Annotated in this window: 15 protein-coding genes; all 15 read left to right on the top strand. The window is 71.3% G+C overall.

Going from position 1 to position 14,305, the window contains the following annotated elements; translation table 11 throughout:
* Positions 1–266 precede the first annotated feature (266 nt).
* Positions 267–1,424, top strand: a complete 1,158-nt coding sequence (locus ACOKR1_RS20320; protein WP_422934689.1) for a flagellin — start codon at positions 267–269, stop codon at positions 1,422–1,424.
* A gap of 184 nt (positions 1,425–1,608) precedes the next feature.
* Positions 1,609–3,030 (top strand): flagellar filament capping protein FliD, encoded by a 1,422-nt coding sequence (gene fliD, locus ACOKR1_RS20315; protein ID WP_422934688.1) that lies wholly within the window; start codon positions 1,609–1,611, stop codon positions 3,028–3,030.
* A gap of 12 nt (positions 3,031–3,042) precedes the next feature.
* Positions 3,043–3,426, top strand: coding sequence for a flagellar export chaperone FliS (gene fliS / locus ACOKR1_RS20310; RefSeq protein WP_415854925.1), 384 nt, complete (start codon positions 3,043–3,045; stop codon positions 3,424–3,426).
* Positions 3,419–3,712, top strand: a complete 294-nt coding sequence (locus ACOKR1_RS20305) for a hypothetical protein (RefSeq protein ID WP_422934687.1) — start codon at positions 3,419–3,421, stop codon at positions 3,710–3,712. Before fliS ends, ACOKR1_RS20305 begins: the two co-directional genes overlap by 8 nt.
* A gap of 127 nt (positions 3,713–3,839) precedes the next feature.
* On the top strand, positions 3,840–5,792 hold the full coding sequence (locus ACOKR1_RS20300) for an amino acid transporter (protein WP_422934686.1): 1,953 nt from the start codon (positions 3,840–3,842) through the stop codon (positions 5,790–5,792).
* Positions 5,793–5,903: 111 nt separating this feature from the next.
* Positions 5,904–6,245 (top strand): flagellar basal body rod protein FlgB, encoded by a 342-nt coding sequence (locus ACOKR1_RS20295; protein WP_422934685.1) that lies wholly within the window; start codon positions 5,904–5,906, stop codon positions 6,243–6,245.
* Entirely contained in the window at positions 6,242–6,637 is a 396-nt protein-coding gene (locus tag ACOKR1_RS20290) for a flagellar basal body rod protein FlgC (RefSeq protein ID WP_415854921.1), read from the top strand. The genes ACOKR1_RS20295 and ACOKR1_RS20290 overlap by 4 nt, the downstream gene beginning before the upstream one ends.
* Positions 6,634–6,969 carry a flagellar hook-basal body complex protein FliE gene (gene fliE, locus ACOKR1_RS20285; RefSeq protein WP_422934684.1) on the top strand — a complete coding sequence of 112 codons (336 nt, stop codon included), beginning with the start codon at positions 6,634–6,636 and terminating at the stop codon, positions 6,967–6,969. The genes ACOKR1_RS20290 and fliE overlap by 4 nt, the downstream gene beginning before the upstream one ends.
* Positions 6,969–8,615 (top strand): flagellar basal-body MS-ring/collar protein FliF, encoded by a 1,647-nt coding sequence (gene fliF / locus ACOKR1_RS20280; protein WP_422934683.1) that lies wholly within the window; start codon positions 6,969–6,971, stop codon positions 8,613–8,615. The genes fliE and fliF overlap by 1 nt, the downstream gene beginning before the upstream one ends.
* The gene (gene fliG / locus ACOKR1_RS20275) at positions 8,612–9,631 is read left to right on the top strand and encodes a flagellar motor switch protein FliG (protein WP_422934682.1); all 1,020 of its coding nucleotides are present in this window, start codon (positions 8,612–8,614) and stop codon (positions 9,629–9,631) included. Before fliF ends, fliG begins: the two co-directional genes overlap by 4 nt.
* Positions 9,621–10,229 (top strand): FliH/SctL family protein, encoded by a 609-nt coding sequence (locus tag ACOKR1_RS20270; RefSeq protein WP_422934681.1) that lies wholly within the window; start codon positions 9,621–9,623, stop codon positions 10,227–10,229. The genes fliG and ACOKR1_RS20270 overlap by 11 nt, the downstream gene beginning before the upstream one ends.
* Entirely contained in the window at positions 10,226–11,545 is a 1,320-nt protein-coding gene (locus tag ACOKR1_RS20265; RefSeq protein WP_422934680.1) for a FliI/YscN family ATPase, read from the top strand. The genes ACOKR1_RS20270 and ACOKR1_RS20265 overlap by 4 nt, the downstream gene beginning before the upstream one ends.
* The gene (locus tag ACOKR1_RS20260) at positions 11,542–11,994 is read left to right on the top strand and encodes a flagellar export protein FliJ (protein ID WP_422934679.1); all 453 of its coding nucleotides are present in this window, start codon (positions 11,542–11,544) and stop codon (positions 11,992–11,994) included. The genes ACOKR1_RS20265 and ACOKR1_RS20260 overlap by 4 nt, the downstream gene beginning before the upstream one ends.
* Positions 11,991–13,067, top strand: a complete 1,077-nt coding sequence (locus ACOKR1_RS20255) for a C40 family peptidase (protein WP_422934678.1) — start codon at positions 11,991–11,993, stop codon at positions 13,065–13,067. The genes ACOKR1_RS20260 and ACOKR1_RS20255 overlap by 4 nt, the downstream gene beginning before the upstream one ends.
* Positions 13,064–14,302, top strand: a complete 1,239-nt coding sequence (locus ACOKR1_RS20250) for a flagellar hook-length control protein FliK (RefSeq protein WP_422934677.1) — start codon at positions 13,064–13,066, stop codon at positions 14,300–14,302. The genes ACOKR1_RS20255 and ACOKR1_RS20250 overlap by 4 nt, the downstream gene beginning before the upstream one ends.
* Positions 14,303–14,305: the final 3 nt, after the last annotated feature.

Here is a 14,305-nt window from a genome sequence, read left to right as displayed (position 1 = left end):
TGCGCGAGGAGAAGGCAAACCGGCGGAAATTCGGCCCGGCCACGGTGTGGGCGAGGTTCGCCGCGTTCGTCATGGTCAGTGCCCTGTGCGGGGTGCTCGTCGCAGGGCTCTTGGCGCCCGCCGTCGGGGTGGGTAGGGGAGGCCGCACTAACGGTCGAGATTAGCGGTCGAGATTAACGGTCGGGCCAGACCTGCCGATAGTGAGCGTCGAGGGCCCACGGATGGGCCCGAGGCAACACCCACTTCTCACTCACGGAGGATTCACGATGGCTCTGACCGTCAACACCAACCTTTCGGCCATGCAGGCCTACCTCAACCTCAGCAAGACGTCCAACGACATGTCGATCTCGATGGGCAAGCTTTCGAGCGGCCTTCGGATCAACACCGCCGCCGACGACGCGGCCGGCCTCTCCATCTCGGAGGGCCTCAAGTCCCAGGTCAGCGGCTTCAACATCGCCGCCCGCAACGGTCAGGACGGCATCAGCCTGGTCCAGACCGCCGACGGCGCGCTCGGCGAGGTCCACTCGGTCCTCCAGCGCATGCGCGATCTTGCGGTCCAGGCCGGCAACGACTCGAACAACGCCGCGTCGCGTTCCGCCATCTCGTCGGAAGCCACGAACCTCGTGAGCGAGCTCGGCCGCATCTCCGGTGCGACGAACTTCAACGGGATCAAGCTCCTCAACGGCTCCGCGACCAACCTGAACTTCCAGATTGGCTCGGACGGCAGCGCGAACAGCCAGATCGGCCTCAACCTCGCGAACGCCAACGTCAGCAGCATCGCCTCCGCCCTGGGCGTGGGCAACACGGGTGCCACGTTTGCCCTGACCGACGCGAGCGCGGCGACCGTGGCCGGCGCGCAGAAGTTCACGGTGACCGACGGCACCACGACGAGCGCCGTGACCGTCACGCTGGGTGCGGCGGGCACGTACAAGTCGGCCTCGGACGTGGCCAACGCGCTCAACGCCGATTCCGGCTTCGCCGGCAAGATGGTGGCGACCGTGGTGCGGGACTCCACCGGGGCTGCCACGGGGCTCAACATCAAGGCCATTTCGGGTGGCAAGGTCGACGCGACGGTCGCTCCTGGTACGGGGTTCGCGGCAGGCGCGGCCGGCGCGACCGGTGGCCTCGACTTCACCTCGGCCTCCGGCGCGCAGGCATCGATCTCGCTCATCGACACGCAGATCGCCTACGTCTCGAGTGCGCGCGCGACGCTCGGTGCCGCCCAGAACCGGCTCACGCACGCGATCAACATCGCGAACATCTCGTCGCAGAACCTCTCGGCGGCCAACTCCCACATCACGGACACGGACATGGCTTCCGAGATGGTCAACTACACGAAGGACAGCATCCTCTCGCAGGCCGGCACGGCGATGCTCGCCCAGGCCAACCAGTCCAGCCAGGGCATCCTCAAGCTCCTCGGCTAACACCGGCTCCGGCAACGGAACCACCGCCGCCGGCGGCCACGGGGCACCGACCCTCTGGCCGCCGTCGGCCTCTCCCCACACCGGCAAGCGCCGGGGTCAAGGCCGTTGGCAAGCACCGATGGCAAGCACCGATGGCAAGCCCTGAGGGGCAAGCGGTACGCGACGCGACTCAAGGAGCACGCACGTGGCTATCTCGATCAATGGGCTCGGCAGCGGGCTCGACCTCACCTCGATCATCAATTCGCTCATGGCCGTCGAGGCCCTGCCGCAGCAGCAGCTCAAGCAGACGCAGGCGGACGATCAGAGCATGATCAGCGTCCTCCAGACGCTCAACGGCAAGGCGTCCGCGCTGAGCGGCCTCGCGAGCAAGGCCTCGGCGCCGGGCGCGCTCAACCTCTTCACCACGACGACGAGCAACACCGCGGTGACAGCGACGGCGGGGCCCACGGCGACGGCGGGCACGTTCAGCCTCACGTTCAACCGGCTGGCCCAGACCCAGGTCGACGTCACCTCGGCGATGGGCACGTGGCCCACCGGCACGGCCGGTGCGCCCGCCGCCCTGACCCTCGTCGACGCGACGGGCAAGCAGACGCAGATCACCCCGGCGAGCACGTCGCTCGACGATGTGGTGAGTGCGATCAATGCCTCGGGCGGTCCGGCCAAGGCGCTCAAGGTCGCCGCGGGGACCGACGCGAGCGGCAACCCGCTCTACCGGCTCCAGCTCACCGCGACGCAGTCGGGCGCGGCCGGCGCTTTCAAGGTCTACCAGGGCACGGGCGCGCAGGTGACCGGCGGCACGGCGACGGATCTCATGGCCCAGCCGGGCGCCGCGATCGTCACCGCCGCCCAGGACGCCTCGGCGACCCTGTATGCGGGGACCGCGGCATCGCAGACCATCACGTCGTCGACGAACACGTTCACCAACATCGTTCCGGGCGTCAACGTCACCGCCGCGAGCGGTGCAGTGGGCGGCAGCGTGACGATCATCGTGGGCGCGGACAACGCGGGCGTCACGAAGCAGGCCAGCGATCTCGTCGCCGCCGTCAACGACCTCCTGAGCAACATCTCCGACAACACCAAGGTCACCACGACGATCAACTCGACCGGCGGGTCGTCGGCCGCGGGTGGCCTGTTCACGGGGGATTCGACCGTGGGCGGCATCTCCGACTCGATCACGAACGCCCTGTACCTCCCGACGAGCCGCGGGCACTCGCCCTCGGAATTCGGGATCAGCATCCAGCAGGACGGCAGCTTCACGTTCGACTCGGCCAAGTTCGGCGCCGCCCTCGCCGCGGATCCCGCAGGGACGGAGTCGGCGCTCCAGGAGATCGCGGGCCGCGTGGCGACGGCCGCGAAGAACGCCTCCGACCCCGTCACGGGATCGGTCACGGCGCTCATCGCGGGACGGCAGTCCGAGGTGTCGGACCTCGCGAGCCGGATCAGCGACTGGGACACGCGCCTCGCCGACCGCAAGGCGGCGCTCGCGGCCCTCTACAACGCCATGGACACGTCCCTCGGGGCGCTCAAGTCGCAGCAGTCGTGGCTCACGAGCCAGATCGCGGGGCTCCCGGGCGCCCCCTCGTCGCAGTCCTCGAGCTCGAAGTAAGGGAGAGCCACCGTGACCATACAAATAGCCCGTGCGCGCGAGCAGTACAACCGCGACGCGATCCTCTCCGCGAGCCCTGCCCGGCTCCTCACCATGCTGTACGACCGGCTCCTGCTCGACCTGCGCCGCGCCGAGATCGCGCAGAACGCCGCGAACTGGCCGTCCGCGAGCGAGAACCTCCTGCACGCGCAGGACATCGTCGCCGAGCTAACGGCCACCCTCAGGCCAGACGGATGGGACGGCGCCGACGGCCTGCGCGCCATCTACGAGTATGTGCGCGTGGCACTCGTCAACGCGAACATCCACCGCGACGTGGCCCGCACGCGCGAGGCGATCGGCCTCCTCGAGCCGCTCCAGGAGGCGTGGCACGCGGCTGCGGGTGCCGCGGTTGTCTGAGACGTGGGACGACGTGCTCGGCCGGCTCGTCGCGGACCTCGACGACGCTGAGCGACGCCTCGACGCGCAGCTGGCCCCCGCGGTCGAACGTTGGACCCCGCCCGGCGACCTCGGGTCGCTCCCCGAGCGCCTCCTCGAGCGCGCCGTCGCGGTGCTGAGCCGGCAGGGCGATCTCACCGCGCGCCTCGAGGAGGCGCGGACGACGGCGGGGCGTCACCTCGCTGCCTTGGACGCCATCCCCGCCCGTCGCCAGGGCGCGGCCCTGTATCTCGACGTCACGGGGTAGGCCGGGTCCGCCGGTTGGAGCGTCCGCCGGATATTAAAAACCCGTAAATCCGGGTGACCGCCCGCGCGGCCGGTGTTACGGTCGCCTCGACTGGGGTGATCAGCACGCCGAGTCGGGAGGGCTTCTCATGACAGCCTTGAGCCAACCACGGGTGACATCCGGCTCCTTCAGGAGCTGGCTACTCCACGATCTGCATCAGACTCAGGCGCTCCATCAGGGGCCACACGCCGTCCCGCGCCCCAACGAGCGGAAGCACTCGTGGTGGCAGGTGATGTGCCTGACGGGCGTGGACCTCTTCTCATCACTCGGCTACGCGCCCGCGATTGCAGCGGTCGCGGCTGGCGTGCTGTCGCCGCTGGCCACGGTCCTGCTCATCATCGTCATGCTCTGCGGGGCGCTTCCCGTGTACCGGAGGGTCTCGGTCGAGAGCCACAGCGGCTCGGGCTCGATCGCGATGCTCGAACGGCTCCTGTCGCGTTGGGGCGGCAAGTTCTTCGTGCTGGCCTTGATCGGCTTCGCGGCCACGGACTTCGTCATCACGATGACCCTCTCTGCCGCGGATGCCGCCGCTCACCTCATCGCGAATCCGCTCATGCCCGGCTGGCTGCAGGGCCAGAACGTCGCCGTCACGCTGTTGCTGCTCGCCCTGCTGGGGGCGGTGTTCCTGCGCGGGTTCAGGGAGGCGATCGGCGTCGCCGTGGTGCTCGTGGGCATCTATCTGGGCCTCAATGCCATCCTCGTGGTCGTGACCCTGGGCCAAGCGCTGTCCCATCCGATCCAGGTCTCGGACTGGTGGCAGGCGGCGGTGACCTCGCAGGGGAACCCGCTCCTCATGATCGCCGTGGCTCTCCTGGTGTTCCCCAAGCTCGCCCTTGGTATGTCGGGCTTCGAGACCGGGGTGGCCGTCATGCCGCAGATCCGGGGCGACGCTAGCGACACCGAGGAGAATCCGACCGGCCGCATCAGGGGCACGAAGCGCCTGCTGACGGGGGCGGCGGTCATCATGAGCGCCTTCCTCCTCACCACGAGCTTCACGACCGTGATCCTCATACCCCAGCAGGACTTCCAGCCGGGCGGTCCGGCGGACGGCCGCGCCCTCGCCCTGCAGGCCCACGAGTATCTGGGCGTGGGCTTCGGAACCGTCTACGACCTCAGCACGATCGCCATCCTCTGGTTCGCGGGTGCGTCCGCGATGGCCGGGCTCCTGAACCTCGTGCCGCGCTATCTGCCGCGGTACGGGATGGCCCCGCAGTGGACCAAGGCGATGCGGCCACTCGTGCTCGTGTTCACCGCGATCGGGTTCCTCGTCACGCTCATCTTCTCGGCGAACGTCGATGCGCAGGGCGGTGCGTACGCGACCGGCGTGCTCGTGCTCATGACGTCCGCGGCCGTGGCCGTGACTCTGTCGGCGCGGCGCAGGCGGCAGGGCAGGCTCGTGGTCGGATTCGGGATCATCGCCCTGGCCTTCGTCTACACGACGCTGACGAACATGGTCGAGCGCCCGGAGGGCCTCGAGATCGCGGCCATCTTCATCGCGGCGATCGTGGTCGTCTCGCTCGTGTCGCGGGCCAAGCGCTCCTTTGAGCTGCACGCCACGAGCATCCAGTTCGACGAGAAGGCGCGCGATTTCCTCGATTCGCGGGACGCGCGGGCCCTCCACGTCATCGCCCACGAGCCGGTGCAGCTCTCGAGCGAGGCTTACCTCCAGAAGCTCGAATCCATCCGGGACACGAGCCATCTCGCGGCCGATGAGAACGTCGTCTTCCTCGAGGTGTTCCTCGACGATTCCTCGGACTTCGAAACGGCCCTCGAGGTCCACGGGCTGCTGCGCCACGGCTACCGCGTGCTTGAGGTGCACGGGCCCGTGATCCCCAACACGATTGCGTCCGTGCTGCTGCACATCCGCGATGTCTCGGGGCTCATGCCGCATGTCTACTTCCGGTGGACCGAGGGCAATCCGGTGCGGAACCTGCTGCGCTTCATGTTCTTCGGTGAGGGGGAGATCGCCCCCGTGACGCGCGAGGTGCTCCGCCAGGCCGTGCCAGAGGTCACGCAGCGACCCTGGGTCCACGTGGGCTAGCGCAGCGGCTAACGCACCGCCGCGCGCTGCCGATAGTTGCCGTTGAGCACGGACTGCTCGCAACAACCTGGCCACGGATCGGCCAGCCACTCCGGACCCAGGCAGGACTGTGTGCTCGATTCCGTGACCTCTGCCGCGCTCACGAGCGCGCTCAACGGACTGTCGCTCCGCCAGCAGTCCATCGCGGACAACATCGCGAACGTCAACACCCCGGGCTACCACGCGAAGCGGGTCCAGTTCGAGTCGGCGCTCGCCGCCTCGGTCGCGGCCGGGGACGGACGCGTCGCCGCGACGACGGCGGTCTCGCAGGAGCCCACGCGCACCGACGGCAACAACGTGAACCTCGACACGGAGACGCTCTCGAACGTCGACACCGTGCTGCGGTACCAGTTCGCGTCGCAGGCGATCAACGCCGAATTCACGGGCGTGCGCGCGGCGATGAGGACGGCATGACGTTCGACGCCATCGGCATCGCCGGCACCGCGCTCACGGTGCATCGCAAGTGGCTCGACGCCATCTCGGACAACCTCGCGAACGTCAACACGGCTGCGCCCACGAGCGGGCCCGCGTTCCAGGCCCGCTACATCGAGGTGCAGGCCGGCCCGGGGACTTCGGGCGTCTACGTCAGCGGGACGCCGCAGGGCGACGCGACGGGTCGGCTCGCCTACCAGCCGGACAGCCCGCTCGCGGACAAGGACGGCTATGTCCGCTACCCGGACATCGACCTCAACGAGCAGATGGGCGCGCTCATCATGGCCCAGCGCGGCTATCAGGCCAACGCGCAGGTCGTGGACCGCGCGCGCGACATCTACGAAGCGGCCCTCCAGATCGGGAAGTCCTCATGAGCCTTGCAGCCCTCGGCCCGATCGGCGCCGTGGTCGCCGGCGTTGCCGCCCCGGCGTCGTCGTCCGTCTCGCCAGCGGCGCGAACGACGACGGCGGGCACCCAAGCGCCCAGCGGCGACTTCGGCGCGAGCCTCGCGGGCGCCGTCGACAATCTGCAGCAGCTCCAGTCGACGTCGAACCAGCTCGCCGTCCAGGCCGTGACGGGCAACCTCGATGACATCCACAACGCCACCATCGCGGCGACCCGCGCCCAGGTGACGCTCGAGCTCGCCTCTGCCGTGCGCAACAAGGCCGTCGACGCGTTCAACGAGATCATGAGGATGCAGGGCTGATGCCGCCGTTCGTCACCGCGCTCGGAAGGCGCTTCGCCGCGACGGTCAAGGGCTTCACCGCGGGCCAGCGCACGGTCGCGATCATCGGCCTCGCGGTCCTCGTGCTCGGCGGCGTCGCACTCGCCTCGTGGCTCATGAAGCCGAGCTACGCGCCGCTCTTCACGGGGCTCCAGGGGGCGGACGCGAGCGCCGTGGTGCAGCAGCTCGGCAAGGACAACGTGCCGTACCAGCTGTCCGACGGCGGCTCGACCGTGCTCGTCCCGCAGGAGAAGGTCTACGACGAGCGGCTCAAGGCCGCGGCGGCGGGCCTCCCGGCGGCGCCCGCGACCGGATACTCGCTCCTCGACAAGATGGGCGTGACGTCCTCGGAGTTCCAGCAGAACGTCACCTACAAGCGGGCCATCGAGGGCGAGCTCGGCACGACGATCTCCCACCTCGACGGCGTCAAGACGGCGACTGTCCAGCTTGCCATCCCCGCGCAGACCGTCTTCACGTCGCAGCAGGCGGACCCCACGGCGTCCGTCTTCGTGCAGACGCTGCCCGGCCAGACGCTCACGAGCGACAAGGTGGACGCGATCGTCCACCTGACCTCCGCCGCCGTCCAGGGGCTCAAGCCGGCCAACGTCTCCGTGGTGGACTCGCAGGGCAACGTGCTCTCCGCCGTCGGCTCCGGCGGGGCGGGCGGCAGCGGGAACGGCTCGAAGCAGGCAGCGGACTATCAGCAGCGCACCCAGGCCGCGGTCCAGGCCGTCCTCGACCGGGTCCTCGGGCCCGGCAACGCGACGGTCGCCGTGATCCCCGAGGTGGACCAGCAATCGGCGCAGCAGAAGTCGGAGACGTTCTCGAGCAACAAGGACACGGCCCCGCTGAGCCAGTCGAGCAAGACGGAGAAATACACGGGGACGGGCGGCGCGGGAGCCTCGGGCGTCCTCGGGCCGGACAATATCGCGGTGCCGTCGGGGACGAGCACGGGGACGAGCACGAGCGGCGCGGGCTCGGCCGGCAACGGCAACTACGACTCGACCACCAATACGCAGGACAACGCCGTCAACAAGGTCACGGAGGACCGCACGATCCCCGCCGGGGCGCTCAAACGGCAATCGGTGTCCGTGGCGATCAACCAGTCCGCGGCGAACGGACTCAACATCCAGAACCTCAACGCGCTCGTCTCCGCCGCGGCGGGTATCAACGCGACGCGCGGCGACGTCCTCTCGATGCAGGTGGTGCCGTTCAGTACCTCCGCGGCGGATCAGGCCAAGGCCGCGCTCGCGCAGCAGCAGGCGGACGACGCCACGAAGGCCCAGGCGCAGCTGTGGACCAACGTCATGTGGGCGGGCATCGCGCTGCTCGCAATCCTCGTCGCCGCGGTGCTCCTGTGGGTCCGCTCGCGCCGCATGGCGGTCCGCGAGCCGCTCGATCTCGGCGGGGACATCGTGTTCGACGACGTCGACGCGCCGGCGATCCTCGAGGCTCCGGCGACCGTCGCGCTCCCCGCGGCAGAGCCCCTCCCGGCCCTGCCGGATCCTGGCGCCGAGGTGCTCGACGCCGAACGGCGCCGCGCGCAGGTGGATCGCCTCGGCGCGATCGAGCCGCAGAAGACCGCGGAGTTCCTGCGGGGCCTCATGGACGAGAGGCAGAGCGTATGACGCCGGCGGACCTCTTCACCGGCACGCAGAAGGTCGCGATCGTGCTCATGCAGATGAGCCCGGAGAACGCGGCGAAGGTCATGGGCCACTTCAGCGAGTCCGAGGCAGAAGACATCGCCGCGGAAATCGTCCGGCTCAGCCGCGTGGACGCGGCGGTGTCGGAACACGTCATCGCGGAGTTCCACGAGATCGCGGTCGCGGGCCGCCGGACCACGCGCGGCGGCCGCGACCTCGCGGTGGGCCTCCTCGAATCGTCGTTCGGCGCCGACCGCGCCGCGGGGGTCATGGATCGGCTCGCGTCCACGATGGCCGGGAAGTCGTTCGAGTTCCTCGACAGCGTGGACCCGTCCCAGCTCCTCACGCTCCTCGACGGCGAGCTCCCCGAGACGATCGCACTTGTGCTCGCGCATCTGCGGCCCGACAAGGCCTCGGACGTCATGGCAGGCCTCGGCGGCGCTCAGGCCATCGACGTGGCCCAGGCCCTCGCGACGATGGGCTCCGCGACGCCCGAGGCCGTGAGCATCGTCGCGGAGAGCCTCAAGTCCCGCACCGGCGCCGCCCTCGGACCGGGCCGCAGGCAGGTCGAGGTGATCGGCGGCGTGCAGCCCCTCGTGGACATCATCAACCGCTCCGACATCTCGACCGAGCGGGCGGTTCTCGACGGACTGCACGAGCGTGATCCCGAGCTCGCCGAGGAGGTGCGCTCGAAGATGCTCACGTTCGCGGACATCGTCAAGCTCGAGCGCCGCGACATCCAGCAGATCCTGCGCGGCGTCGACGCGGGCGTCCTCGCTCGCGCCATGAAGGGCGCCGCCCAGCCCGTGCTCGACGCGATCAACAACAACGTCTCGGACCGCAACCGCGAGATCCTCCAGTCCGAGATCTCGGCCGTGGGCCCGGTCCGCGCCTCCGAGGTGCAGGAGGCCCGCGCCTCGATCGTCCGGGCTATCCGCGAGCTCGAGGCGAGCGGCGCGATCACCGTGCGTCGCGGCGAGGAGGACGATCTTGTCTACTGAGACAGCGCCTCGTGAAGCCTCCGCCCGGCCCGTGGTCTACCCCACGCTCAACCCGTCCGGGGAGGCTGAGGGCTTCACGCGCGGCCACGCCGCAGGGTACGCGGCGGGTCTGCGCCGCGCCGACGCCGAGCTTGCCGCCCGCCGCGCGGAGCTCGACGCCGAGCACGCCGAGGCTGTTGAACACGGCCGCACTCAGCTCCGAGCCGCCGTCGCCCTCCTCGAGGGTGCCGCGTTCGCGCTCGCGGAGCGCACCGCGCCCGTCCTCGAGGAGGCGGACGCCCAGCTCGCCGCCGCGGCCATCGCGCTCGCCGAGGCGGTCATCGGGCACGAGCTCTCCGATGCGCCGACGGGTGCGCGGGCCGCACTCGCGCGGGCGCTCTCCGGCCGGGATGCGGACGCTGTCGTCGCCGTGCGCCTCAACCCCGCGGACCTCGCGCTGCTCGAGCCGGGCGCCGGCCCGAGCCGTGTCGCCCTCGTGCCGGACCCTGCGGTGGGGCGCGGGGACGCCGTGAGTGTCTATCCCGATGGCGAACTGGACGCCCGGATCGGGAGCGCGCTCGTGCGCGCTCGCGCCGCGCTGGCTGGAGGCGCCGAATGATCGGTTTGGCTTCTGCGCTGGAGGCCGCCGCGCCCGAGCGCGTGGGGGTGGTCACCGCCGTCGTCGGCCTGGGGCTCGAGGTTGCCGGGCTCGCGTGCGCGGTCGGCGACCTCGTGGCTGTGGAGAACGACGACGGCGCCGTCACCGAGGCGGAGGTCGTCGCCTCCGCGAGGGGTGTCCTCATGTGCATGCCGCTGGGCCGCCTCGCCGGGGTCCGCGCCGGAAACCCGGTGCGGGCGCGGCGCGGCGGGTTCGGCGTTCCCACCGGGCCCGGGCTGTTCGGGCGTGTGCTGGACGGGCTCGGCCGCCCGATCGACGGCCGGGGGCCCCTCGCCGGAGGGGAGCGCGTGGAGCGCGTGCCGCTCGATCACGATGTGCCGGCCGCGATGGCCCGCGCCCGCATCGACTCGCCGCTCCAGACCGGAGTCCGGGCGCTCGACACGCTCACGACCGTGGGCCGGGGCCAGCGCCTCGGCCTGTTTGCCGGCTCCGGGGTCGGGAAGTCCTCGCTCCTCTCGATGGTCGCGCGCGGCACGGAGGCCGAGGTCTCCGTGATCGCGCTCGTGGGGGAGCGCGGCCGCGAGGTCCGCGAATTCCTCGACGACGATCTCGGGGCGGAGGGCCTTGCGCGTTCCATCGTCGTGGTCGCGACCTCAGATGAGCCCGCGCTCATGCGCCTCCGGGCCGCGTTCACCGCGACCCGCATTGCCGAGTCGTTCCGCGACCGCGGGTCCCACGTGCTGCTCATGATGGATTCGCTCACGCGCGTGGCCATGGCCCAGCGTGAGATCGGGCTCTCGGCAGGCGAGCCGCCCGCCACACGCGGCTACCCGCCGTCGACCTTTGCCCTGCTCGCGCGCCTCCTCGAGCGCGCCGGAACCGCGGAGACCGGCTCGGTGACGGGGATCTACACGGTCCTCGTGGACGGCGATGACCACAACGAACCCGTCGCGGACGCCGCGCGATCCATCCTTGACGGCCACGTGGTCCTCGACCGGAAGCTCGCCGTCATGGGCCATTACCCGCCGATCGACGTGCTCGGTTCCGTCTCCCGCGTCGCGTCCAAGGTCAACCCGCCCGAGCGCACGGAATGGGCCGCCGGCCTGCGGCGAGTCCTCGCGGCGCGGAAGGCCGCGCAGGACCTTATCGACGTCGGCGCGTATCAGCGGGGCGGCAATCCGCTCGTGGACGCCGCACTCGATCACGAGGCCGAGATCGACGCGTTCCTGCGCCAAGGCCTCGACGACCAGACGCCGCCCGACGTCGCGTGGGAACAGCTTGCGCGGCTCACCACGATCCTCGGAGGTGCCCGATGACCCGCCAGCAGTTCCGCCTGGCCGGACTGCTCCGGCTGCGCCAGCTCGAACAGGACCAGGCCGCGGCGCGCTTCGGCGCGGCCAACGCGCGGCAGCGGGCGCTCGCCGTCCGCGAGGAGGCGGGCCGCGCCGACGGTGATCGGATTTCGTCCGATGTCGACACCTCGGCCGCGCTGCGGGCTGTCGCCGCCGCGCGCGCCTCGTCGACGAGCATGCTCGCCGAGCTGCGGGCGCTCGCCGAGCTCGCCGAGTCCGAGCGGGACGCGGCGCAGCTCGAGTTCGCCGCGGCCCGCGCGCGCACGATCGGCCTCGAGAAGCTCGAGGCGCGGCACGCCGAGGCCGCTGCGGCCGCCGAGCTCGCCGTGGAACAGGGCGTCCTCGACGAGCTGGGGGCGACGCGGCGCGGTCAGCAGAGCCCAGCTCGGCCAGCAGAAGAGGCGACCCCGTGACGCTCGACGCCGCTATCGGGCGCATCAACGAGATCCAGTCGACCCTCAGCCAACTCGACCCGGCGCGGCGCACCGCTGTGGCCCGAGCTTCGTCGTCGGCCGCCGTGAGCGGGGCCGGCGCGTTCGCGCAGGCGCTCGCGGGCGCCACGCCAGCCAGCGCCTCGGCTGGCGCCAGCCCAGCTGGCACCAATCCAGCCGGCACCAATCCAGCCGGCACCGCGACCGGCGAGCAGATCGCCGCGGACGCGCAGAAGTACGTCGGCGTGCCCTACGTGTGGGGCGGCACCGACCCGAGCACGGGCCTCGATTGCTCGGGGTTCGTCCAGCGCGTCTACCAGGACCTCGGGATCCCGCTCCCGCGCGTCGTCCACGACCAGATGGCCCAGGGGACGTCCGTCGCCTCGCTCGCCGACGCGCAGCCGGGGGACCTTCTGGTGAGCTTCGGCGGCGAGCATGTGGCCATCTACCTCGGGAACGGGAAGGCCATCGACGCGCCCCAGCCCGGCAAGACCGTCCAGGTCCGCGACGCGTGGGAGAAATACGGCAACCTCACGGCCATCCGGCGGATCGTCCCTGCTGACCACGGGGTCTCCGGGCCTGACGCGGCCGGGCTCGACGCGGCCGGGCTCGACGCGACGCAGACGGGCTATGCCCGGGCGATCGTCGGCGAGGCTCGGGCCCGCGGACTGCCCGCCCAGGCGGCGGTCGACGCGATCTCGACCGCTCTCCAAGAGTCCTCGCTGCGCATGTATTGGAATCCGAAGGTCGCGGGATCGCAGCAGCTCGCGCCCGATCAGTCGGCCGTGGGCACCGACGGCTACTCCGTGGGCCTGTTCCAGCAGCAGGTCAACGGGAGTCAATTCTCGTGGGGCACGGTCGCGGAGGCCATGGATCCTGCGAAGTCCACGAACAGGTTCCTCGACCGGCTCACCGCCATCCCGGGCTGGCAGAACCTGCCCGTCGCGGCGGCCGACCAGGCCGTCCAGGGCTCCGCGTACCCCGACGCGTACGCGAAATGGGAGCCGCAGGCGCGCCAGATCGTGGCCGCGCTGTCTCGGGGGGTGTCCGCGTGACTGATTCGTTGGCCGCTGCGCTTCCCGGTGCCGTGCCGGCGGGGGCGGGGCCCGGTGCGGGGGCGGCGGCCTCGTCCGCCAAGGCGCCTGCCCCGATCGGGCTGTTTGCGGCGGCGCTTGCGGCGCTGCGGGTCGGGGCAACTCCCAACAACGGGGCCGCCCCGAACGACGGGGCTACCCCGGACGACGGCGGCGCTGCGGCTTCCCCGGGGGCCCTCGCCTCGTCGCTTCCCGGAGGCCCCGCAGTGCCGAGCGGCAGTGGGGAGCGTCGGGCGGCTTCGCGTCCCGTCGACGCGGATTCGGCGGGGGCGCCTCTGCCCGGTGTCGACCCATCCCTCGTCGCGCTCGCGGTTCCGCTGCCGACGACCGCGCTTCCTGCGGGTGCTGCGCTGCCGGGTTCGGGCATTGGGCCTGCCACAGGCGAGTCGTCGCCCGCCCCTTTGACCCCCGGGAGCCCGCCACTGGGGGGCGGGTTCCCGGGCCCCACGTCCGAGCAGCGACTCGCGGGGCCCTTCGCCGCCGTGGCGCTGGGCTCGGCGGCCGGGCAGCCTGCTCCCGGCCGAGGCTCCGCGCTCTCACCCGTCCACGGCGCGGCAACCGCTGCGCCGGCCTCACTGCCTGGCACGGTATCCGGCCCGCAGTCCTTCTCGCCCTCGCAGTCTGTCTCGCCCTCGGCGGTGACGCTCCTTGGGGTGCCGGGCGCCGTCGTCGTCCGTTCTGAGGTGACGGCACCGGCTCAATCTGCCTCGGCTCAATCATCCACGCCGCCGCCCGCCTCGGCGTCGCCCGGCTTCGCCACTCAGCTCGCGCGGCCGCTCTTCACGGTTGTCGCGGCGGGGCCGGGGGAGCACGTCATGACCGTCAAGGTGACGCCGGAGAACCTCGGGCCGGTCACGGTCCAGGCGCACATCGGTGCGGAGGGGGTGCGGGTGGAGCTGTTCGCGCCGTCGGACGCGGGACGCGCCGCCGTGCAGGCCGTCCTGCCCGAGCTGAGGCGCGACCTCGCCCACGCCGGGATCGGCGCGAGTCTGGACCTCTCGAGCCGCGACGCGCCGCAGCGGGAGGGCGGGCCGGGCGGGTTCGACGGCGGTGGGCGGGGCGGGTTCGACGGCGGGCGTGGCCGCCGCGGGACCCCGGCGCTCCGCCTCGGCCCGATCTCTGCGGCGGGCCTTCCCGCGCGCGGCGCCCCGCTGGGTCACTCCAGCGCCGACACGAGCCTCGACATCCTCGCGTGACCA

The sequence above is a fragment of the Sinomonas sp. P47F7 genome, from assembly GCF_049332655.1.
Taxonomy (GTDB): domain Bacteria; phylum Actinomycetota; class Actinomycetes; order Actinomycetales; family Micrococcaceae; genus Sinomonas.
The sequence above is the reverse complement of the archived record's forward strand: the minus strand, read 5'-3'. Positions and strand labels throughout refer to the sequence as shown.